The organism is Bradyrhizobium sp. SZCCHNR2028 (genome assembly GCF_032380995.1).
Lineage (GTDB): Bacteria > Pseudomonadota > Alphaproteobacteria > Rhizobiales > Xanthobacteraceae > Bradyrhizobium.
Window position 1 is genome coordinate 38,150 of sequence record NZ_JAUHJF010000031.1, and the last position, 22,230, is coordinate 60,379.

A 22,230-nucleotide genomic window follows, 5' to 3' on the forward strand; every position below is an offset into this window, starting at 1 on the left:
GACTGCCGCAGCGGCACTGTGAGGCCGCCAGAGGGATCGTGATGACTTTGACCAGCTCGGCCCCCGCGCGCGCGCCGCGCGACCCGGGAAATTACCAGACCGCCCTGCAATCGACGGTGCGGGCGGCAGCGGACTGGCTGATCGCCAATCAGAAGCCCGACGGTCATTGGGTCGGCCGCGCCGAATCCAACGCCTGCATGGAGGCGCAATGGTGCCTGGCGCTGTGGTTCATGGGGCTCGAGGAGCATCCGCTGCGCAAGCGCCTGGGCCAGTCGCTGCTCGACAGCCAGCGCCCGGACGGCGCCTGGCAGGTCTATTTCGGCGCCCCCAATGGTGACATCAACGCGACCGTCGAGGCCTATGCCGCGCTGCGCTCGCTCGGCTTCCGCGACGACGAGCCGCCGGTGCGCCGCGCCCGCGAATGGATCGAGGCCAAGGGGGGCTTGCGCAACATTCGCGTGTTCACGCGCTATTGGCTGGCGCTGATCGGCGAATGGCCGTGGGAGAAGACCCCCAACATCCCGCCCGAGGTGATCTGGTTTCCGCTCTGGTTTCCGTTCTCGATCTACAACTTCGCGCAATGGGCGCGCGCCACCCTGATGCCGATCGCGGTGCTGTCGGCGCGGCGGCCGAGCCGGCCGCTGCCGCCCGAGAACCGGCTGGACGCGCTGTTTCCGCATGGGCGCAACGCGTTCGACTACGAGCTGCCGGTGAAGGCCAATGCCGGCGGCTGGGACAAGTTCTTCCGCGGCGCCGACAAGGTGCTGCATGCCCTGCAGAACCTCGGCAACAAGCTCAATCTCGGCCTGTTCCGGCCCGCGGCCACCAGCCGCGTACTGGAATGGATGATCCGCCACCAGGATTTCGACGGCGCCTGGGGCGGCATCCAGCCGCCCTGGATCTACGGCCTGATGGCGCTCTACGCCGAGGGCTATCCGCTCAACCACCCCGTTCTCGCCAAGGGCCTCGATGCCCTGAACGATCCCGGCTGGCGGGTCGATGTCGGCGATGCCACCTACATCCAGGCGACCAACAGTCCAGTGTGGGACACGATCCTGACCCTGCTCGCCTTCGACGATGCCGGCGTGCTCGGCGATTACCCCGAGGCCGTCGACAAGGCGGTCGACTGGGTGCTCGACCGCCAGGTCCGCATGCCCGGCGACTGGTCGATGAAGCTGCCGCACGTCAAGCCGGGCGGCTGGGCGTTCGAATACGCCAACAACTATTATCCCGACACGGACGACACCGCCGTGGCGCTGATCGCGTTGGCGCCGCTGCGCCGTGATCCGAAGTGGCAGGCCAAGGGCATCGACGAGGCGATTCAGCTCGGCGTCGACTGGCTGATCGGCATGCAGAGCGAGGGGGGCGGCTGGGGCGCGTTCGACAAGGACAACAACCAGAAGATCCTGACCAAGATTCCGTTCTGCGACTATGGCGAGGCGCTCGATCCGCCGTCGGTCGACGTCACCGCCCACATCGTCGAGGCGTTCGGCAAGCTCGGCATCTCGCGCAATCATCCGGCCATGGTGCGCGCGCTCGACTACATCCGACGGGAGCAGGAGCCGAGCGGCCCGTGGTTCGGCCGCTGGGGCGTCAACTACGTCTACGGCACCGGCGCGGTGCTGCCGGCGCTGGCCGCGATCGGCGAGGACATGACGCAACCCTATATCGGCCGCGCTTGCGACTGGCTCGTCGCGCATCAGCAGCCGGACGGCGGCTGGGGCGAGAGCTGCGCCTCCTACATGGATGTCAGCGCGGTCGGCCGCGGCACCACCACGGCGTCGCAGACGGCGTGGGCGCTGATGGCCCTGCTCGCCGTCAACCGCCCTGAGGACAAGGAGGCGATCGAGCGCGGCTGCATGTGGCTGGTCGAGCGCCAGTCGGCCGGCACCTGGGACGAGCCGGAATTCACCGGCACCGGCTTCCCCGGCTACGGCGTCGGCCAGACCATCAAGCTGACCGATCCCACTTTGCAGGAGCGGCTGATGCAGGGCCCTGAGCTGTCCCGCGCCTTCATGCTCCGCTACGGCATGTACCGCCACTACTTCCCGCTGATGGCGCTGGGCCGCGCGCTGCGGCCGCAGGGGCATGGGTAAGGCCGCGGTGGAGACGCCGCGGCGAGTAACTAATAACTATAGCCTCCGCACGGTGACCGTGAATGCGCCCTCGCCCCTTGTGGGAGAGGGCATGTAGGACAGCACGGCTAACTCGGTTGGGTGAGGGGTCTCTTTTCACGGACGTCACGCGCGAGGGGACCCCTCACCCGATCGCACGCGCGGATGGGCCGTCGATGCCCTCTCCCACAAGGGACGAGGGCGCTGTATCGCACCGCGAATTGGCTGCAACAACACTCCGCTGTCGCCCCGGGCTTGACCCGGGACCTATACCCCCAGGGAGCAGTTTAAGGCAGGCGCGTCGTTGGCACTTCGCCCAACACAGCCGCCACGAGGCGGTCGCAGAGCTGGTCCTGCCATTAAGAAAGCTCCTTTTTGGAGACGGGGTAGTCCTGCCGATCGCGAGATCGGCTCGACCCTTATCGACCAGTGTGTGTCTTCACGGGCTTTTGTGTCTTATCAGCTCACCCGTTCCTGCCAACTTTACATGCGATAATCACCAATTCCCTGAACGCCGCTGTCGCTTTATCGCAAAGGTTGTGTTAGCATAGAATATGTCCTCACAGAACTTTCGGACTGTCGACACATCAATCGATCTCGCATTCAACGTAGCCAAAGACGGCTACGTACTCAAAAAGAAGTGGCATCCAGAAGCGTCTTCGGATGCGATAGCCGCGGCGATCGGGCACACACTAGTACTCAATCAAGCCGATGCCGTGCATCATATAGCCCCAAAAGCGGAAGCCGGGCCAAATAGCTATAGCGGAATCTACGGCCTCGGCAGATTTCCATTTCATACTGATCTGGCCCACTGCAGAATGCCGCCGCACTATCTCATGCTTCGGTGTGTGAGAGGCTATGCTTCAGTCTGCACGGATCTCATTGACGGGTTTGCTTTGGTGGAGCGCATCGGCCGATCAATAATGAGCAGGGCGCTCGTCAAACCGAGACGTCCTTTGAACGGATCTACACCATTGTATTCACTGTACCAGCCCCCAACGTCGAGCCGGGATGCTATGCTACGCTGGGATCAGGTCTTCATCCTCCCTGCCTCTCCGGCTGGTGAGCAAGGAGTTACTCGCGTAGTCGAGGAAATAGGTTCTTTTCCACACATCCCGATCTCGTTAGTTTCTCCGGGAGATACGGTTTTGATAGACAACTGGCGAATGCTGCACAGTCGATCTGCCATAAGCGCAGATCAAGTTGATCGCGTAATTCAACGGGCCTATTTCGGAGAACTCCATTGAGCGAGCAAGGCGAGGAAGTAGATTTTAGCGATACTTGGGATAGGGACGCGCTTGTAGCAAAGGCTAAAAAGTATGCCGAAAAAATGCTTGAAGCACCAAGGGACGGATGGGAATTTGCTCTTTGGTCCAGTTTCTGTCTTGAATTTCTTTTGCGTGCAGACTTGTCTGATTATGATCCCGCGTTGCTCGCCGATATCAAGGATGTGAACAACTTGATAAGCGCAACCGGCTATTCGGTGAACATCAAGAAATTCATCCCGAAAACGGCCGCAACCAATGACATCGTTGAAAGGCTGTCGAAAGTTGCCGCCGATTTTACGGCCGAGTTGTCGGGCTTCAGCTTGCGGCACACGTCGCTACGAAACGGCGAGCTCCACTCCGGCTACAATGCCTTCGAAGGCAAAAAGCAGTCCGAATGGCTTCCACTGTTCTATAAGACCTGCACATTTCTAACGAAGGATCTGAGCATCACCCTAGCCGACATCTTCGGCGACGACGAAGCGGAGACCGCAGAAAAGCTAATCATCGCCTTCAAAGACGACGCGGCAAAGGCCGTCAAGGCGACTATCAATGCACACGCGACCGTTTGGAAACAAAAATCGGAGTCAGATCAGAAGAAGGCAATAGATATATCGGCGGTATGGGCGACCAAACACGCTGGACATCGCGTCAAGTGCCCTGCGTGTCAAGCTGATGCCATCGTTTCCGGAGACGCGATTTCCTCACCGCGAAAATCCATCATTGGCGACATTATCACGGAAAAGCAGGAGTATTTGCCGAGTAAATTCGAATGCGTCGCATGCGATATGAAGATCGCTGGACTATCTCAGTTGGCAGCAGCAGGGCTGGGCGACACATACGTTAAGACACAATCGTTCGAAGCTAGCGAATACTATGCGTCGGACGAAGCGAATGAATGGGACGGCTACGAGCCAGACTATAATGATTGAGCGTCGTGAGACAAACGAATAACGGAACTGCCCCACCAATGCTCGCCGCCACCATCGAACCGTTCATCGCATCGCGGAAGGCAGTCTTCCTGCATCCCAAGACAGCTCCGCCCATGAACGTCTAGCGGACGAGCGGCGTCTAGCATCGCCTTCCAATTGTGGCGGCGCGCTTGTGCTGGAACCGACTATTGGACCTTCCAATCTGCCGCCAACGGCCGAGCTTTCCCAAAAGCGCCAGAACACGAGACATCCCCAGACCGACTCTTACCGTTGAAATAGCCGGCTTCGTCCAAATGAGGACAATCGTCTGCACACCTTGTCTATCTGTCAGAAGCCTCGTCCTTCCAAGGCAATTCGTCGAAAATCGGCCTATAGCCCTTTAGATCGTAGTGATCCTGGGGAATCTCCGTCTCCTTCCCGTCATCATACTTGACGAGAACGCTATGCTGGGTCGCCCAGCCGTTTCGAATTCTATAGAGCCCTTGTGCCATATTGATAGGCTAATACTTTACAGCAAGCTTCGCAAGGAACAGGGCAATGGGCAATATAGAGATCACGCCAGAGGACGAGGTTAGGGCCAGGGTTACGAAATACGCGAAGAGGTCCAATAGCCAACTGCAGTCAAAAAACAGAAACTGAAGCGGAAGAGAAAGCAAGCCCATAGTGTTCGAACGATTTCAGGCGGTCTACCAAGTTTGGGGAAGCGCCGCTGACTGCAAGCAGCAGCCTCCCTCAGTCTAAGCCGTTCAGAAGCAGGTCGTGCGTTCCGCCGCCATGTAGCCGAACAGCAGGCCCACACCGAACAGCAGCACGAGGCCAGCCGCGCCGAACTCCAAGCCCCGCATAATCAACGCGCCGCCGCCGTCGCGGCCGGCGCTGAGGCGCCGGGCGATGTCTTTGGCGGCCACCGCAATGACCGCGATGGTGGCGACGGTGATCGCGGTGCCCATGCCCATCACGATGGTGGCGGCGACGCCGGCCCAGAACATGCCCTGCGCCAGCGCGAACACCAGCACCAGGATCGCGCCCGAGCACGGGCGGATGCCGGCGGCGAAGATTGCCTGGAAGCCGCGCTGCCAGCCGCCGGGGCCTGCGAGCTCGCTCGGCGCGGGCCCGTGGGAATGGCCGCAACCGCAATCATCGCCATGGACGTGATCGTGGTGGACGTGATCGTGAGCGGCGTGACCATGCGCCGCGGCCGCATGCGTGTGAGCATGACCGTGGTCATGATCATGTCCATGATGGTCATGACCGTGATGATCATAATGAGGCGCGCGATGCTGGTGATCATGCGCATGGCTATGATCATGGGTCGACGGCGCCACCGCGGCCGCGGGCGCGCCAGCGAGCGCCAGAGCCGGCGCCGCCGGCTGCCAGGTGCGCAGGAACGCCGCGCCCTTGACCCAGACCAGGCGCGCGCCGAGCAGCGCGATCAGCCCGTAGCTCGCGATCTCCACCACTTTCTCGGCGCTGCACATGGTGGCCGCGGTGGCGTTGAGCACCACGGCGCCGATGCCGACGATGGCAACCGCAACCAGCGCCTGCATCAGGCCCGAGGCGAACGACAGCACGATGCCGCGCTTCGCCGTTTCCTGGTTGGCGACGAGATAGGACGCGATCACCGCCTTGCCGTGGCCGGGGCCCGCAGCATGAAAGATGCCGTAGGCAAACGAGATCGCGAGCAGCCACCACACCGCCGAGCCATCTTGCTTGGCCGAGCGGATCGCCCCCGACATCTGGCGGTAGAACTCCGACTGCTTGGCGAGCAGCCAGCCGACGATGCCGCCGACCTGTGGCTCGGCCGGTGCGCCGAACGGCGGCTTGGCGAGCAGCGCATGCGAGGCGGCGTCGGCGGCCAAGAGCGCGGAAATGAGCGCAACGAGGATCGCGGCGCAGGTCAGGAGCGGTCGAGCGGAGCTGGGGCGAGGCGTCATGGACATTCCACTGAGATCTTGTTGGCGAAGTTCATTCCGAAATTGGCGTTCGCCCCGCCGCTCAGGAATGTCTGTTCGTTCATGGTCTGCGCGACGGATCCGCCGTCGCTCGGTCTCACCAGGCCGAACTTGCAGCCCGAGGGAGCGCTGACCAGCGTGACGGGATCCTTCTCCGCCATCTGGAAATCGATGAAATAGCTGGGATCGTAGACCTCGACCTGGAGCTGCTTCGTCTTCACCGGCGCCTTCAGCGGCAGGGTGAAGTGCAGGGTCAGCTTGGTGTCCTTGTATTCGAGATAGTAGTCGACGGGGTCCTCGAGCTTCTGCTTGCGCCCGTCGGCCTTAAGGAAGGTGAAGTAGGCATATTCCTTCAGCGACTCGGCGTTGGTCTGCGCCAGCGGCGCCAGCTCCTCGCGGGTGTAGACGCCCTTCTGCTTGGTCTCGAGGCCCTGCAGCGCGTAGGTCGCGAACATGTCGTCGAAGGTCCAGGCGTGGCGCACGCCGGTCACCGAGCCATCGGCCGCATAGAGCAGCTCGCTGGTCGCGGTGACCCAGACATGCGGGTGGGCGCTCGCCGCGCTCGCGCCGAATACGAGCGTCAGCGCAGCGAGGACGAACCGGACCAGTGCCATCCTCTTCACCTCAAGCCGCCTTGGCAACGTCGAGCAGGCCGCGCCGGCGCAGCAGCGCGTCGGGCTCGGGCTCGCGCCCGCGGAAGGCGACATAGGCCGCTTCCGGATCGAGCGAACCGCCCGAAGAGTAGACGTTGTCGTGGAGCCGCTTGGCGACCGCCGGGTCGAAGATGTTGCCGGCTTCCTCGAAGGCGCCGAAGGCATCCGCATCCATCACCTCCGACCACATGTAGCTGTAATAGCCCGCCGCATAATGGTCTCCCGAGAAGATATGGCCGAATTGAGTCGGCCGGTGGCGCAGCGCGATTTCGGGCGGCATGCCGATCTTCTCCATCTCGGCCTTTTCGAAAGCGCGAACATCCTTGGACGCCGCCGCCGGCTGGGTGTGGAATTCGAGGTCGATCAGCGCCGAGGACACGAACTCGACGGTGGCAAAGCCCTGGTTGAAGCGGCGCGCGGCCAGGAAGCGCTCGAGCAGGTCCTGCGGCAGCGGCTCGCCCGTCTGGTAGTGGCGCGCGAAGGTCTGCAGCACCTCGGGACGCTCCTGCCAGTGCTCGTAGAGCTGCGACGGTAGCTCGACGAAATCGGTGAACACCGCAGTGCCCGACAGCGAGGGATAGGTCACGTTGGACAGGATGCCGTGCAGGCCGTGGCCGAACTCGTGGAACAAGGTGCGGGCATCGTCCGGCGACAGCAGCGACGGCTGGCCGTCGGCCCCCTTGGCGAAGTTGCAGACGTTGATGATCAAGGGCGCGGTGTCGCCATCGAGCTTCTGCTGGTCGCGCAGCGAGGTCATCCAGGCGCCGGAGCGCTTCGACGAGCGGGCAAAGTAGTCGCCATAGAACAGCGCCTTGTGGCGGCCTCCCGCGTCCTTGATCTCCCAGACCCGGACGTCCGGATGCCAGACCGGGATGTCCTTGCGCTCGGCGAAGGTGATGCCGAACAGCCGCGTGGCGCAGTCGAAGGCGGCTGCGATCATGTTGTCGAGCGAAAGATACGGCTTGATCGCCGCGTCGTCGAAGTTGGCCTTCGCCTGGCGCAGCTTCTCGGCGTAATAGCGCCAGTCCCAGGCCGCGAGCTTGAAGTTGCCGCCCTCCGCCGTGATCATCTCCTGCAGTTGATCGCGGTCGGCCAGCGCCTTGGCGCGCGCCGGCTTCCAGACGCGCTCCAGCAGCCCGCGCACGGCCTCCGGCGTCTTCGCCATGGAATCCTCGAGGCGATAGGCGGCGAAGTTCGGAAAGCCCATGATCTTGGCGGCCTGCTCGCGCAAGGACAGGATCTCGCCGATGACGGCGTTGTTGTCGTTGGAATTGCCATTGTCGCCGCGCGCGGTGAAGGCCTTGAACACCTTCTCGCGCAGGTCGCGGCGGGCAGAGCTCTGCAGGAACGGCTCGACCGAGGAGCGCGACAGGGTCACGATCGCCTTGCCGGGTATGCCGCGCTCTTCCGCCGCAGCCTTGGCAGCAGCCACGAAGCTCTCGGACAGTCCGGCGCGGTCGTCCTCGCCGAGCTCGAGGTACCAGTCCTGCTCGTCGCCGAGCACGTGGTGGCTGAAGGTGGTGCCGAGCTGGGCGAGCTTCTCGTTGATCTCGGCCATCCGCACCTTGCCATCGTCCGAGAGGCCGGCGCCGGCACGGCGGAAGCGGGTGTAGGTGCGCTCCAGGAGCCGCTGCTCCTCACCGGTGAGCTTGAGGTCCTTGCGGTTGTCGTAGAGCAGCGCGATGCGGCCAAACAGCACGGCATTCATCATGATCGGGTTCCAGTGCCGCGCCATCCGCAGCGACACGTCCTTGTCGATCTCCAGAATCGCCGGGTTCGAATGCGCCGACACCAGATCGTAGAAGACAGCCGCGACCTTCGACAGCAGCTTTCCCGAGCGCTCCAGCGCCGTGATGGTGTTGGCGAAGTCCGGCTCGGCCGGATCATGGGTAATGGCGGTGATTTCGGCGGCGTGGTCGGCGAAGGCGCGCTCGAAGGCCGGCAGGAAGTGCTCGGGCCTGATCGCGTCGAACGGCGGTGTCTGGTGCGGGGTCTCCCAGGCCACGAGCAGCGGATTGGTCTGGGCGTCGATCACAGCGGTGGTGTCTGACATCGGCTGGGGTCCGTCCTCTCCCGGAAGTTCGATGCGCCCCTCATACCACGGAGCCGGCTCTTTTTGGGTCATTTCCCCTTGAAGGGCCGGGCCTTTTCGGAGAGATTGCGGCCCGCAACAGGACCCTGGACCATGAACGCAGAGACCACTTCCAAAGCCGGCCGCCAGATCGCCTGGCCGACCGTGATCACCGTCATCTCGGCGGCGATCCTGATCGGTGCCGAAGTGTTCGGTGCGGCCTTCGCCGGCGGCTGGGCGCTTGCGATTCTGTTCGGGCTCGGCGATGGCGGCGCGCACATCGTTCAGGCCGTGCTGTTCGCGATCGGCGTGTTCGTGATGATCGGCTTCATCCGCGGCGCGCAGCGCATCGAGCCGTTCACCAGGCGCGCGTGAGTCACGCGAAAACACTGTCCTGCAAGGGTGAACGCGTTACGAAACTTTAAGCTCGCTTAACGTTCGTTCAGACATCTGCGCAGCATGTGTGTCGCGTAAGCACAGATTAGGGAAATCTTTCCCGGCGCCCAAAAATTCCTTGCGAACGAAATTCAAAACGCTTATTTCCGCTTCTGCCCAATTTCGCACGTGCCTGTGGTCGTGTGTCAGTCGGTAGGTATCCGGACAAGAGGCCGGACAGCCGCCAAGGGATGAGGAACCGAGGGGCCCTCGGGTCGTTGCGATCAAGATCACCATGATCGAGATCGTCATGCTCCAGAGCCCAGCATCTCTCTCAAGAGATGCCGCTGAAGGTCACCCCATCTTTTGCAACCGTGACTGGCAGCCGGAGGCGAACCGGCGCACCCCGCTCTCAACGGGGGACGCGACTTAAAGCAACGACGGATCGGGCTTTTTTGGTCTCTACCGGCAGTCCAAAGCCGGCGCGGGCTACTGAAAAGGCTTGTCCTTCATTGCCAGGTGTGCGGGCGGGAAATCCCCAACCAATCCACGGCAGCACAATTCGGCTACGGGTTCGAGGTTTTGTCGCCTTTCCATCGGGCGGCAACGCCAAGGCACCCGTGTCGGGATCATTTTGAACGGGTCTCGTCGCTGGGACCGTTTGGAGGGTGCTATGACCGAACGTATCCGGGAATTCCTGCGCAACCGCCGCGAGGAAGGTCTGGACCACGAGCCCTGTCTCGTCGTCGACCTCGAGATCGTGCGCGACAACTACATGAGCTTCGCCAAGGCGCTGCCGGACAGCCGCGTGTTCTATGCGGTCAAGGCCAACCCGGCGCCGGAAGTGCTGTCGCTGCTCGCCTCGCTGGGCTCGTCGTTCGACACGGCGACCGTCGCCGAGATCGAGATGGCGCTGGCCGCCGGTGCGACGCCGGACCGCATCTCCTATGGCAACACGATCAAGAAGGAGCGGGACATCGCGCGCGCCTATGCGCTCGGCATCCGCCTGTTCGCGGTCGACTGCGCCGCCGAGGTCGAGAAGATCGCGCGCGCCGCGCCGGGCGCCAAGGTGTTCTGCCGCATCCTGTACGATTGCGCCGGCGCCGAGTGGCCGCTGTCGCGCAAGTTCGGCTGTGATCCGGAGATGGCGGTCGACGTGCTGGACCTGGCCAAGCGGCTCGGCCTGGAGCCGTGCGGCATCTCGTTCCATGTCGGCTCGCAGCAGCGCAAGGTGAAGGCGTGGGACCGCGCGCTGGCGATGGCCTCGACGGTGTTCCGCGACTGCGCCGAGCGCGGCATCAACCTGACCATGGTGAACATGGGCGGGGGCTTCCCGACCAAGTACCTGAAGGACGTGCCGCCGGTCGTGCAGTACGGCCGCTCGATCTTCCGTGCGCTGCGCAAGCATTTCGGCAACCAGATCCCGGAGACGATCATCGAGCCGGGCCGCGGCATGGTCGGCAACGCCGGAATCATCGAGTCGGAAGTGGTGCTGATCTCGAAGAAGAGCGACGAGGACGAGCTGCGCTGGGTCTATCTCGACATCGGCAAGTTCGGCGGTCTCGCCGAGACGATGGACGAGTCGATCCGCTACGCCATCCGCACGCCGCATGAGGGCGCGGAGATGACCCCGTGCGTGCTCGCCGGCCCGACCTGCGATTCGGCCGACGTGATGTACGAGAAGCTCCCGTATCCGCTGCCGGTGACGCTCTCGATCGGCGACAAGGTGCTGATCGAGGGGACCGGGGCCTATACGTCGACCTACGCGTCGGTGGCCTTCAACGGCATCCCCCCGCTGAAGACCTATCACATCTGACCTGGCTTGCTTCGCCACCCGTTCGCGGGTGAGACGACGCGAAGCTTCGGGTGGGGCTGCCCCCACCCCGACCCTCCCCCGCAAGCGGGGGAGGGAGCGATAGACCGACACCTTCAATCTGACATCACGCGTTTGCGCGCGGGCGAAAGCCTCGCGGCGCAGGCCGGGGACTGACGTGCCATGACCGCTTTTTGCATCCCTTCGACTGCGCCTGCTCGGACTGCCGCTTCGTTCGCGATCCGCAGCGAACGAGCCTCCGACGTCGCGGCGCGCGAGACGCTGCTCGATGCCTGCTTTGGCGACAACCGCCATGAGCGCACCTGCCAGCGCCTGCGCGACGGACGCGCGCCCGCCGCGGGCCTCGCCTTGTCGGCAGTGCGCGGCGGCGCCCTGGTGGGAACGCTGCGGTTGTGGCACGTCAGCGCCGGCGGACGCGATGCGTTGATGCTGGGACCGCTGGCGGTCGCCGCTGACGCGCGCAGCCTCGGCGTCGGCGCGGCACTGATGAATGCGGCACTGATGATCGCGGCGTCGCGCGGCCATGGCGCAGTGATCCTGCTCGGCGATGCGCCCTATTACGCCCGCTTCGGCTTCTCGGTCGCGCAGACCGCTGAGCTGGAGCTGCCCGGCCCGTTCGCGCGCGAGCGCCTGCTCGGGCTCGAGCTGGTCGAGGGTGCGCTCGATGGCGCCGCAGGCCCGATCCTCGCCACTGGCGCCCGGGAGCGGAAGGCCCGCCGCAGCCGCAAGGAACGGCTGGTATCATGCGCGGCGTAACCGCCCGCGACGGGCACGCGCCGCGGCGGCGGACATTGCTGCCGACGCTGGTGCTGATCCTGCTCGGGATCATGATCGTCCGCGACATCGTGGTGCGGCGCTGGAGCAGCACGCCGCCCGCCGGACCTGACGTCACCCGCCTGCGTTAGGCATGCAGGCAGGCCGCGTCCTGCCCGCCCCGCCAGGGGTTGCGCAGGTGCAGCAAAAGCTCTTTAACCCCCGAAAATCCCATCACGAGGTCCGCCATGTCCCGCCGTCTGATCTCTACCGGATCACCGTTCGAGAAGAGCTTCGGCTACAGCCGCGCCGTCGTCGATGGCGACTTCGCCTTCGTCGCCGGCACCACCGGCTACGACTACACCACCATGACGATGCCGGCCGATGTCACGAGCCAGTCACGCAACTGCTTCAAGACCATCGCCGCCGCCCTGCAGGAGGGCGGCTTCGCGATGGCCGACATCGTCCGCGCGACCTACTACCTCACCGACGTCAACGACGCCGATGCCCATTTTGCGGTCTGCGGCGAAGTCCTCGGCGACATCCGTCCGGCAGCCACGATGGTGGTCGTCGCAGGCCTGCTCAAGCCCGAGATGAAGGTCGAGATCGAGGTCACGGCCAAGCGGCGCAGCACCTAAAAGCGGCGCAGCGTCTGAAGGCGGCGCGCCGCCTGAATCCATCCATCCCACGCACCTTTCGCGGAGAACCATTCATGAGCTCGCAGATCCACGCGAAGATCACCGGCCCCATCGTGATGATCGGCTTCGGCTCGATCGGCAAGGGCACCCTGCCCCTGATCGAACGCCATTTCGACTACGACAAGAGCCGCTTCGTCATCATCGATCCGCATGATGATGGCGCGCTGGCGAAGAAGCATGGCGTCCGCTTCATCCAGCAGGGCGTGACCCGCGACAACTACCGCGATCTGCTGGTGCCGCTGCTCACCGAAGGCGGCGGCCAGGGCTTCTGCGTCAACCTGTCGGTCGACACCTCCTCGGTCGACCTCATGACGATGTGCCGGGAGATCGGTGCGCTCTACATCGACACCGTCGTCGAGCCGTGGGCCGGCTTCTATTTCGACAAGCAGATGGGCGTCGAGCAGCGCTCCAACTACGCGCTGCGCGAGACGCTGCTCGCCGCCCGCCGCAAGAGCCCGGGCGGCACCACCGCCGTCTCCACCTGCGGCGCCAATCCCGGCATGGTCTCCTGGTTCGTCAAGCAGGCGCTGCTCGACATCGCCAAGGACACCAAGACCGAGATCGTCGAGCCGAAGAGCCGCGAGGGCTGGGCGCAGCTGATGCGGAAGCTCGGCGTCAAGGGCGTCCACATCGCGGAGCGTGACACCCAGCGCTCCAGGAATCCGAAGCCGATGGACGTGTTCGTCAACACCTGGTCGGTCGAGGGTTTTGTCTCCGAGGGCATGCAGCCGGCCGAGCTCGGCTGGGGCACGCACGAGACATGGATGCCGGAGAACGGCCGCCGCCACACCGAGGGCTGCGGCGCCGCGATCTATCTGCTGCAGCCGGGCGCCAACACCCGCGTGCGCTCGTGGTGTCCGACGCCGGGCGCGCAATACGGCTTCCTGGTGACCCACAACGAATCGATCTCGATCGCCGACTACTACACCGTGCGCGACGGCGACAAGGTCGTCTATCGCCCGACCTGCCACTACGCCTATCACCCGGCCAATGACGCCGTGCTGTCGCTGCACGAGATCTTCGGCGCCACCGGCAAGATGCAGGGGAAGTGGCACATCCTCGACGAGAACGAGATCGTCGACGGCATCGACGAGCTCGGCGTGCTGCTCTACGGCCACGGCAAGAACGCCTATTGGTACGGCTCGCAGCTCTCGATCGAGGAGACCCGCCGCATCGCGCCCTACCAGAACGCGACCGGCATGCAGGTCTCGTCCGCCGTGCTCGCAGGCATGGTGTGGGCGCTGGAAAACCCGACCGCCGGCATCGTCGAAGCCGACGAGATGGACTTCCGCCGCTGCCTGGAGATCCAGTCGCCCTATCTCGGCCCGGTGAAGGGCTACTACACCGACTGGACGCCGCTGAACGATCGCCCGGGCCTGTTCCCCGAGGATATCGACACGTCCGATCCCTGGCAGTTCCGCAACATCCTGGTGCGGTAAACCTCCACTGTCGTCCCGGGCAAGCCACGACGGCAACGCCGTCGTGGCGCCGACCCGGGACCCATACTCCCCGGCGGGTATGAGACGGGAGATGGAGCTAACAGCCTGCCTCGAACGACGTCCTGGGGTTATGGGTCCCGGCGTTCGCCGGGACGACAGCGGAATTTGTGGCCGCGTTTGGGCCTCTCCAGCTACTTCCGCTCCATCGTCGGCGCGATCTTCTCGGCCGGGGCTGGCGGCAGCGCCGGCTTCGCGCCTTCCTTTTGAGCTTCCACGTCAGGGCGCGCGGGCTCTGGCGCCGGCGTGGTCGGGCGGGTGCCGCCGGGCTTGGACTCGGCCGGTGTCGCTGACGGCTCAGGCGAGGCTGAGGGCGTCGCCTGCGCGATCTGGTCGAGATGATTGGCCTTGATCTCGGTCAGCGAGACGACGGCCACGAGCACACCCAGGACGAACAGGCCCGCTGCCAGCAGCATGTCCCGGCGCAACGTCTGTTTGCTATTGATCGAGGCCATGGCTTGTCATCCGCATCCTGTGATGTGCGGAACAACAATCCGAAGGCCGCGAGGTTCCCGATGGGGCCTGCGCCCCAGTGGCCCATCAGAGCCGCAGCAGTCCCGCCTCGCCGCTCTCGTCTGAGAAAGCGAGCCACGTTCCCGCAGCATTCCAGCCCAGCGCCACGATCGGCGGCGTCTCATTCCGCCGCACCAGGATCTCGGCGCCGTCCTGCATCCGCACCATCAGCACGGTGCCGTCCTCGTAGCCGCAGGCCAGGATGTCCTGCTTGGGATGGCAAGCGACAGCGGTGACCTTGGCCTTCATCGGCGCCAGCATCGCCGGCTCCTTGCCCATCGGGCCGTCCTTGCCGACGAACGGCCAGAGGATGACCATGTCGGCACCCGAGGTCGCCAGGAAACGGCCGCCGCTGCCCCAGGACATCGACTTCACCCGCGAGGGGTAGCCGGTCATCCGCATGTGCCTGCTATCAGCGAGCCGCCAGCCGTGCAGCGCCGGCTCATGCATCGCGGTGACCAGGAACTTGTTGTCCGGGCTGAAAGTGACGGCGTGATGCGAGCCGGCCCAGCCGAGGAATTCCGGCTCGCCCGCCATGTTGGGAAACCACAAGGTCGCGCCGTTGTAATGCGCGATCGCGAGCCGCAGGCCCTTCGGCGCGAACGCGAGTCCGCCCGCGGTTGAGGGCACCTCGAGCGACTTCTCCTCGCCCTTGGGCTGACGCACGAACGCGGTCTTGCCGACCGACCAGGCGATCGCACCGTCCGGATGAAGGGCGACGTTGTCGATCCAGCGCCGCTTCGGATCGGTCACGAGCACGCTGACGCTGCCCGCCTTGTCGAGCGAGGAAACCTTGCCGTCATCGCCGCCGATCACGATGCGCGATCCGTCCGACACCGCCGACAGGATGCCGCCGCCGGTGACATCCACCTTGCTGATCTCGCCGTCGCCGTCGCCGTCGACGACAGCGACGCTCTCCTCGGTGCCGACGAAGGCGGCACGATCGCCGAGATAGTGCACGGCCGTGACGGCCATGCCGAGCGAGACCGGCTTCACCTTGTCGGTGACGGACACGATCGATGCGGCCTCGCCGCCCTGGTCGAACGACGTCATCAGGTCACGATGCAGCGTTCGAAGCCTTCGCGGATGGCGTCTTCCGGCAGCTCGCGGCCGATGAAGACGACGCGGCTCTCGCGCGCCTCATCCGGCTTCCACTTCCGCTGATGATCGCCTTCGAGCATCATGTGCACGCCCTGGAAGACGTAGCGGTCGTCATCGTCCTGAAACGACAGGATGCCCTTGGAGCGCAGGATCTTGCCGCCCTCGGTCTGCACCAGGTTCTGCAGCCACGGCATGAATTTCGACGGATCGAGCGGCTTGTCGGAGCGCAGCGACAGCGACTGCATCTCCTCGTCGTGATAGTGCTTCAGGCCGTGATCGTGATGATGATGGTGATCATGGCCGTGGTCGTGATCATGGTGGTGATGATCGTGATCGTCGCCCGCTTCGAGGAATTGCGGCTCGATCTCCAGAATGCGGTCGAGATCGAACGCGCCGCGCTCCAGCACATCCGAGATCGCGATCTGGCAGCGCTCGGTGCGATGCAGCTTTGCGTAGGGGTTGATGGCGCGGATGCGCGCCTCGACCTCGGCGAGCTCCGGCTTGGTGACGAGATCGGTCTTGTTGAGCACGATCACGTCGGCAAACGCGATCTGGTTCTTCGCCTCCGGCGCATCCTTGAGCCGGTCCGAGAGCCACTTCGCGTCGGCCACCGTCACGACCGCGTCGAGCCGCGCGTTCTTCTGCACGTCCTCGTCGACGAAGAAGGTCTGCGCCACCGGCGCCGGATCGGCCAGCCCCGTGGTCTCGACGATGATGGCGTCGAACTTGCCCTTGCGCCGCATCAGGCCAGAGATGATGCGCACGAGATCGCCGCGCACGGTGCAGCAGATGCAGCCGTTGTTCATCTCGAACACTTCCTCATCGGCGCCGACGATGAGGTCGTTGTCGATGCCGATCTCGCCGAATTCGTTGACGATGACGGCGTATTTCTTGCCGTGGTCTTCCGAGAGGATGCGGTTCAGAAGCGTGGTCTTGCCGGCCCCGAGATAGCCGGTCAGGACCGTCACTGGTGTCTTGCTCGCGTCGGACATGCTCACTCCGAAAACCTCAGATCGCGTCGAAAATGGCTCAAAAGCGCACCGCCGCGAGGGCTCGAAAACCCTAACGGACCAGCGCGCTCGTCAGGGCCCTTATATTGTGCCTGACCATGGCAATGTAAGTGGGAACGGGGCCCTTTTCATCGCTCAGGGCGTCGGAATACAGCGTCCCGCCAATCTTCGCGCCGGTCTCGGCGGCGATCCGGCCGACCAGCCGGTCGTCGTTGAAATTCTCCAGGAAGACGGCCGGAATCCCCGCTTTTTTCACTTGGCGGATGATCTCGGCGACGTCGCGGGCCGACGGCTCGGTCTCGGTGGAGACGCCGAGCGGGGCGATGAAGGCGACGCCATAGGCATCGGCGAAATAACCGAAGGCGTCATGGGTCGAGATCACCTTGCGCCGCTCGGCCGGGATCTTGTCGATCTCGGCGCGGACCTCGCGGTCGAGTGCATCGAGCTCGCCGAGATAGCGCTCCGCATTGGCCTTGAAGACTTCCGCGTCTGCGGGGTCGGCCGCGACCAGCGCATCGCGGATGTTCTTCACATAGGCCTTGGCGTTGCCGACCGACTGCCAGGCGTGCGGATCGGCATCCGAGCCGCGCTTGCGCGGGGTGATGCCCCGGGTGGCGACGACGATCGGCGCCTTGCTGCCGGAAGCCTGCTGCAGCCGTGGCAGCCAGCCCTCCAGCCCGAGGCCGTTGACGATCAGGAGCTGCGCGGCGCCGACATCCTTCGCATCATGCGGCGTCGGCGTGTAGACGTGCACGTCGCTGTCCGGCCCGACCAGCGAGGCGACATTGACCTTGTCGCCGCCGACCTGGCGGACGAAATCGGCGAGGATCGAGAAGCTGGTGACGACGTTCAGCCGGGTCTCGGCCGATGCGGGGACAATCAGAACAAGGCCGAAGAGCAGGCTCAGCGCGGACAGCAGGCGTTTCATGGGCATCGGCTTCAAGCTTCGAGATGGCGTCCCGGAAACAGTTGCGGAAGCACGCCGCCCACGCGTCCGAACAGTACCGAGCCGAGATAGAGCAAGGACGCGACCAGAATGATCGCAGGCCCCGAGGGAATGCGGGTCTGGAACGACAGCACCAGACCGACATAGCCGGAGACGATCGCAGACGCGACCGCGATGCAGATCATCGGCGTGACGTCGCGCGACCAGAACCGGGCGATCCCCGCCGGCAGGATCATCAGGCCGACCGCGAGCAAGGTGCCCAGCGCCTGGAATCCATTGACCAGATTGACGACGATCAGGGCGAGGAAGATCAGATGCGCTGGCGCACCGGCGCGGCTCACGGTGCGCAGGAACAAGGGATCGACGCTCTCCACCACCAGCGGGCGGTAGATCACGGCGAGCACGACGAGCGTGATGGTGGCGTTCGTCGCGACCATCAGCAGGGTCGGGTCGTCCATCGCCAGGATGTTGCCGAACAGCACGTGCAAGAGATCGACGTTGGTGCCCTTGACCGAGACGATGGTGACGCCGATCGCGAGTGACGCCAGATAGAAGGTCGCGAGCGACGCGTCCTCCTTCAGCCCGGTCGAGCGCGACACGAGGCCCGATAGCAGCGCCACGGCGAAGCCGGCGATCAGGCCGCCGGTCGTCATCGCGAACAAATTGAGCCCCGACAGCAGGAAACCGATCGCCGCGCCGGGAAGAATCGCATGTGCCATGGCGTCGCCGACCAGGCTCATGCGCCTGAGCATCAGGAATACGCCGATCGGCCCGGAGCCGAGCGACAGCGCGATGACCGCGGCGAGCGCGCGGCGCATGAACTCGAAATCCGAGAACGGAGCGAACAGCACCTCGCGCAGCATCATGCCGCCTTGGAGGCTTGCGCGGGCACGCAGGGCGCGGCGGCATCGTCGAACGCCTCGCACATCCGACGCGCCTGCGACAGATTGTCGGCGGTCAGCACCTCCGCCGTCGGTCCCCAGGCCACGGCCTCGCGCGCCAGCAGCAGGGTCTGCGGGAAATGCGCGCGCACCATCTCCATGTCGTGCAGCGCCGCCAGCACGGTGCGCCGCTCGCCATGCCAGTGCTCGATCAGTTGCAACAGGTCGGCCGAGGTCTTCGTATCCATCGCATTGAACGGCTCGTCGAGCACGATCACGCGGGCATCCTGCAGCAGCACGCGCGCGAACAGCATGCGCTGCATCTGGCCGCCCGACAGCGTGCCGATGCCGCGGCCCTCGAATCCGGTGAGGCCGACGGCCGCGATCGCCTGCGCGATCTTCTCGCGCGCGACCGCGCCGATGCCGCCGAACATGCCGGTGCTGCGCCACAGTCCGGTGCTGACGAAATCGAACACCGAGATCGGGAAGGAGCGGTCGATATCGGCAATCTGCGGCAGATAGGCGATCTCGCGCGGCTTTAGGCCGGCGGCCGTGATGGTACCGGCGAGCGGCTTGAGCAGGCCGACAAGGCCGCGGAACAGGGTCGACTTGCCAGCGCCGTTGGGGCCGACCACGGCGAGCAGCGCGCCCGTCGCGACCTCGCCCGTGAGGTGATGCACCGCCGGGTGGCGGTCATAGCCCAGGGTCACGTCGCGAAATTGGAGCTGAGCCATTGCCGTCGTCACCGCATCGCCAGCCAGATGATCAGCCACAACACGGCGCTGGCGACCAACGCTGCGCCGAGCCGCGTGGTCACGGGCATGCGCAGGATCGACCACGGCGCGGCCTGCGCCGGATGCGGCGCAGCAGGCCCGTGGCTGTGGGCATGGCCGTAGCCATGTCCGTGCGCATGGTTGTGACTCTGGAGGGCGGACTGGGTCATCTCGTCAGAATGTTACATTATAACATCACCTCTGTCCACCGCGGCCGGGGGTGTTTCTGGGGCCGAAGGTCTTCGACGCACTCGTCATCGCGAGCGCAGCGACGCGATCCAGGCTGCCTCCGCGGAGGGGTTCTGGATTGCGTCGCTGCGCTCGCAATGACGGATGAGAGATCGCGCCGCTCTCCGATAAAGCGGTCGCCAGGACAGAGCTGCCAATTGGGTTCTCGTCATGCCTGGGCTTGTCCTGGCTTGCCCCGGCCACGACGGTGTGGAGAGGAGGCGCCTCTCCCTCGATCGACCTGCCCTCGGCAGCCAATTTGTCAGCTAAGATACCGCACCAGGGCCAAGCCGCCGAACAGGCCAGCGATCGAAATCCCGACCGATCCCAGGACATACAGCGCGGCCAAGCCCAGCGTACCCCGCTCATACAGCAGCGCGGTGTCGAGCGAGAACGCCGAGAACGTGGTGTAGCCGCCGAGGATGCCGGTCATCAGGAACAGCCGCCAATGCTGGGTCGCTTCGCCCTTGAAGGCGAGGTAGCCGGCGATCAGGCCCATCACGGTGGAGCCAGTGATATTGATGATGAAGGTGCCGTAGGGGAAGTCGGTGCCGAGCGCCCTGGCGCTCGCCATGTTGATCGCGTGCCGCAGCGATGCGCCGCAGCCGCCGCCAAAGAAAACGAGAAAATATCCGACCAGCTGATTCACGGGACCTCACCTGCAGACCACATCGCGACAATGGATGCCCTGCCCTTGCCACAAAAGATGCAAAACTTTTGCCGCAGAGGCTTCCGCCTTGCAAGGATCGCCCGCATCAAACCGCGTCGGGCATGAAAAAGGGCGGCGAGCCGAAGCCGCCGCCCACACCTCGCATGCGAGGAATCAGATCGCCTTGCCGTAGAGTTCGTCGACGTAATCCCAGTTGATCAGGCTGTCGACGAACGCCTTCAGATAGTCGGGACGACGGTTGCGATAGTCGATGTAGTAGGAGTGTTCCCAGACGTCGCAGCCGAGGATCGGGGTCGCGCCGTGCACCAGCGGGTTCTCGCCGTTCGGCGTCTTGGAGATTTCGAGCTTGCCGTTCTTGACCGAGAGCCAGCACCAGCCCGAGCCGAACTGGCCGACGCCGGCGGCCGCGAAGTCGGCCTTGAATTTCTCGAAGCCGCCGAGATCCTCGTCGATCTTCTTCTCGAGCCGGCCAGGCAGCTTGGAGCCGCCGCCGTTCGGCTTCATCCAGGACCAGAAATGGATGTGGTTGAAGTGCTGGCCGGCATTGTTGAACACCGCGGGGTTCTTGCCGAACGAGCCCTTGACGATCTCCTCGAGGGACTTGCCTTCGAATTCGGTCCCCTTGATCGCATTGTTGCCGTTGGTCACATAGGCCTGATGATGCTTGTCGTGATGGTACTCGAGCGTCTCCTTGGACATGTAGGGTCCGAGGGCTTCATAGGCGTAAGGCAGGGGGGGAAGCGTAAAGGTCATGGGGGCGGTTCCGCAACTTGTGGAAGACGGGATTTAACGGGACCTTCTTATAGAAGGTTCCGACACCGTAAAACACCGTGAATTTGGAAAAAGCGAGCCGCTTTGATGAGCATCGAGATCGACATATTGAATGGTGACGTCGCCTGGCCGCTGGTCAAGCCGCTTTACGACGCGGTTTGGCCGCCGGAGGTGGTCGCCGGATTACCGTGGGCAGGTATCACATTTGCGCATGCCGACCTGCGGGTGCTGGTACAGGACGAGAGCGGCGAGGTGCTCTGCCATGTCGGCATCTATCGCCGACTCGTGAAATGGAACGGTCAGAACGTCAATGTCGGCGGCATCGGCGGCGTTTTGACGCGCGCCGACATGCGCAACCGCGGTCTCGCCACGGTGGGACTGAACGCGGCGATCCAGACCCTGCGGCACGAGGACTCGATCAACTACGCCGTCCTGTTCTGCGCGGCGGATCGCATCCCCTTCTATACGGCACGCGGCTTCATTCCGTTCGACGGCGACGTCTACGCCGAGCAGCCCGAGCAGGGCCGCATCCGCTTCGACACGCTGTCTGCGCTCGTGCACGACGTCAAGCGCACCGCGCCGACGCGCGGCACCATCGACCTCTGCGGCCTGCCGTGGTGAGGCCGCTCTCCCCTGTCGTCCCGGACAAGCGCGCGGCACGCGCGCGCAGATCCGGGACCCATACCCGCAGGGAGATGTTTGAGGCACGCTGGTCATTGGCGCTTTGCCCATGATGTCCGCTGCGGAGTATGGGTCCCGGCTCAAGGCCGGGACGACAGCGGAGCACATGGCAGTCTTCCGAAAAAAATAATCCTCTTGCGTTTTTTACGAAATCATGATTGTATCCCGGCATCCCGCCTCACCGCAGAGGGGCGTTGCGCGCGATCGTCACGACACGCGAGGTGGGGATGCGATGGCCGCGTTGCTGCCGCAGCATGCTTATCGGCGTGCGGACGAACGGCAGCTTGCGGACGTGAAGTCGCAGCGTCCTGATACCCCGATGCTGGTATCAACCTGGCGCAATGCGAACGCATTGCGCTGGGGATGGTGGCCACAAGCCCGGCGCACCAGGGAGACTGCGTATAAGCGTGAAGACCGTCGCGCAGGGAATGCCGGTGGCGGGCTCAAGCGGTGGTCGCAACACCCAGTGTTTTCATTCGTGACAGCAGCTCGTCAAGCGCCTCTGCTGGAGTT

Annotated in this window: 21 protein-coding genes and 1 pseudogene; 10 read left to right on the plus strand and 12 right to left on the minus strand. The window is 64.3% G+C overall.

Features of this window, described 5'->3' with window-relative positions:
• The first annotated feature begins 41 nt into the window (after nt 1-41).
• Together shc and QX121_RS29730 are read left to right on the plus strand one after the other, a co-directional pair.
• A complete protein-coding gene (shc, locus tag QX121_RS29725; RefSeq protein WP_315813723.1) occupies nt 42-2,096 on the plus strand; it encodes a squalene--hopene cyclase in 2,055 nt (684 codons plus the stop codon).
• A 1,261-nt stretch (nt 2,097-3,357) separates the two neighbouring features.
• Nucleotides 3,358-4,311 (plus strand): hypothetical protein, encoded by a 954-nt coding sequence (locus QX121_RS29730; RefSeq protein ID WP_315813724.1) that lies wholly within the window; start codon nt 3,358-3,360, stop codon nt 4,309-4,311.
• A gap of 746 nt (nt 4,312-5,057) precedes the next feature.
• On the opposite strand, the gene QX121_RS29735 is transcribed toward QX121_RS29730, so the two are convergent.
• From QX121_RS29735 to QX121_RS29745, 3 genes are read right to left on the minus strand one after another with little or no spacing between them, the layout of a single operon-like run.
• On the minus strand, nt 5,058-6,245 hold the full coding sequence (locus tag QX121_RS29735; protein ID WP_315813725.1) for a nickel/cobalt transporter: 1,188 nt from the start codon (nt 6,243-6,245) through the stop codon (nt 5,058-5,060).
• On the minus strand, nt 6,242-6,877 hold the full coding sequence (locus QX121_RS29740; protein WP_315795922.1) for a DUF1007 family protein: 636 nt from the start codon (nt 6,875-6,877) through the stop codon (nt 6,242-6,244). Before QX121_RS29740 ends, QX121_RS29735 begins: the two co-directional genes overlap by 4 nt.
• Before the next feature lie 10 nt (nt 6,878-6,887).
• Complete coding sequence (locus QX121_RS29745) at nt 6,888-8,969, minus strand: M3 family metallopeptidase (RefSeq protein ID WP_315813726.1); 2,082 nt, start codon at nt 8,967-8,969, stop codon at nt 6,888-6,890.
• Between the two features lie 132 nt (nt 8,970-9,101).
• Between QX121_RS29745 and QX121_RS29750 the strand changes: the two genes are divergently transcribed.
• The 6 genes from QX121_RS29750 to QX121_RS29775 all read left to right on the plus strand — a co-directional run bounded on the left by QX121_RS29750 (nt 9,102) and on the right by QX121_RS29775 (nt 14,086).
• A complete protein-coding gene (locus QX121_RS29750) occupies nt 9,102-9,362 on the plus strand; it encodes a hypothetical protein (RefSeq protein ID WP_315716541.1) in 261 nt (86 codons plus the stop codon).
• A 673-nt stretch (nt 9,363-10,035) separates the two neighbouring features.
• Nucleotides 10,036-11,178, plus strand: coding sequence for a type III PLP-dependent enzyme (locus tag QX121_RS29755; protein WP_315777663.1), 1,143 nt, complete (start codon nt 10,036-10,038; stop codon nt 11,176-11,178).
• Between the two features lie 180 nt (nt 11,179-11,358).
• Nucleotides 11,359-11,952: an N-acetyltransferase gene (locus QX121_RS29760; protein ID WP_315813727.1), complete on the plus strand. Its 594-nt coding sequence runs from the start codon at nt 11,359-11,361 to the stop codon at nt 11,950-11,952.
• A complete protein-coding gene (locus QX121_RS29765; RefSeq protein WP_315813728.1) occupies nt 11,940-12,101 on the plus strand; it encodes a hypothetical protein in 162 nt (53 codons plus the stop codon). The genes QX121_RS29760 and QX121_RS29765 overlap by 13 nt, the downstream gene beginning before the upstream one ends.
• Before the next feature lie 96 nt (nt 12,102-12,197).
• Entirely contained in the window at nt 12,198-12,587 is a 390-nt protein-coding gene (locus QX121_RS29770) for a RidA family protein (RefSeq protein ID WP_315813729.1), read from the plus strand.
• Nucleotides 12,588-12,661: 74 nt separating this feature from the next.
• A complete protein-coding gene (locus QX121_RS29775; RefSeq protein ID WP_315813730.1) occupies nt 12,662-14,086 on the plus strand; it encodes a homospermidine synthase in 1,425 nt (474 codons plus the stop codon).
• Between the two features lie 191 nt (nt 14,087-14,277).
• Here QX121_RS29775 and QX121_RS29780 read toward each other — a convergent pair whose 3' ends face one another.
• The 9 genes from QX121_RS29780 to QX121_RS29820 all read right to left on the minus strand — a co-directional run bounded on the left by QX121_RS29780 (nt 14,278) and on the right by QX121_RS29820 (nt 21,018).
• Nucleotides 14,278-14,598: a hypothetical protein gene (locus QX121_RS29780; RefSeq protein ID WP_315753688.1), complete on the minus strand. Its 321-nt coding sequence runs from the start codon at nt 14,596-14,598 to the stop codon at nt 14,278-14,280.
• 85 nt (nt 14,599-14,683) lie between these two features.
• Nucleotides 14,684-15,709 (minus strand): WD40 repeat domain-containing protein, encoded by a 1,026-nt coding sequence (locus QX121_RS29785; protein ID WP_315813731.1) that lies wholly within the window; start codon nt 15,707-15,709, stop codon nt 14,684-14,686.
• Nucleotides 15,709-16,749, minus strand: coding sequence for a CobW family GTP-binding protein (locus QX121_RS29790; RefSeq protein WP_409998878.1), 1,041 nt, complete (start codon nt 16,747-16,749; stop codon nt 15,709-15,711). Before QX121_RS29790 ends, QX121_RS29785 begins: the two co-directional genes overlap by 1 nt.
• A 70-nt stretch (nt 16,750-16,819) precedes the next feature.
• The gene (locus QX121_RS29795; RefSeq protein WP_315777667.1) at nt 16,820-17,695 is read right to left on the minus strand and encodes a metal ABC transporter substrate-binding protein; all 876 of its coding nucleotides are present in this window, start codon (nt 17,693-17,695) and stop codon (nt 16,820-16,822) included.
• An 11-nt stretch (nt 17,696-17,706) separates the two neighbouring features.
• A complete protein-coding gene (locus QX121_RS29800) occupies nt 17,707-18,579 on the minus strand; it encodes a metal ABC transporter permease (protein ID WP_409999051.1) in 873 nt (290 codons plus the stop codon).
• A complete protein-coding gene (locus QX121_RS29805; protein WP_315813732.1) occupies nt 18,576-19,328 on the minus strand; it encodes an ABC transporter ATP-binding protein in 753 nt (250 codons plus the stop codon). The genes QX121_RS29800 and QX121_RS29805 overlap by 4 nt, the downstream gene beginning before the upstream one ends.
• 8 nt (nt 19,329-19,336) lie before the next feature.
• Nucleotides 19,337-19,537 (minus strand): hypothetical protein, encoded by a 201-nt coding sequence (locus tag QX121_RS29810; protein WP_315813733.1) that lies wholly within the window; start codon nt 19,535-19,537, stop codon nt 19,337-19,339.
• Between the two features lie 320 nt (nt 19,538-19,857).
• Nucleotides 19,858-20,244 carry a fluoride efflux transporter CrcB gene (gene crcB / locus QX121_RS29815; protein ID WP_315813734.1) on the minus strand — a complete coding sequence of 129 codons (387 nt, stop codon included), beginning with the start codon at nt 20,242-20,244 and terminating at the stop codon, nt 19,858-19,860.
• A 174-nt stretch (nt 20,245-20,418) separates the two neighbouring features.
• Nucleotides 20,419-21,018 carry a superoxide dismutase gene (locus tag QX121_RS29820; protein WP_015669496.1) on the minus strand — a complete coding sequence of 200 codons (600 nt, stop codon included), beginning with the start codon at nt 21,016-21,018 and terminating at the stop codon, nt 20,419-20,421.
• 105 nt (nt 21,019-21,123) lie between these two features.
• Between QX121_RS29820 and QX121_RS29825 the strand changes: the two genes are divergently transcribed.
• Both QX121_RS29825 and QX121_RS29830 read left to right on the plus strand, forming a co-directional pair.
• Nucleotides 21,124-21,657 carry a GNAT family N-acetyltransferase gene (locus QX121_RS29825; protein WP_315795901.1) on the plus strand — a complete coding sequence of 178 codons (534 nt, stop codon included), beginning with the start codon at nt 21,124-21,126 and terminating at the stop codon, nt 21,655-21,657.
• A gap of 292 nt (nt 21,658-21,949) precedes the next feature.
• Nucleotides 21,950-22,230, plus strand: a pseudogene (locus QX121_RS29830) (hypothetical protein); the annotation flags it as partial.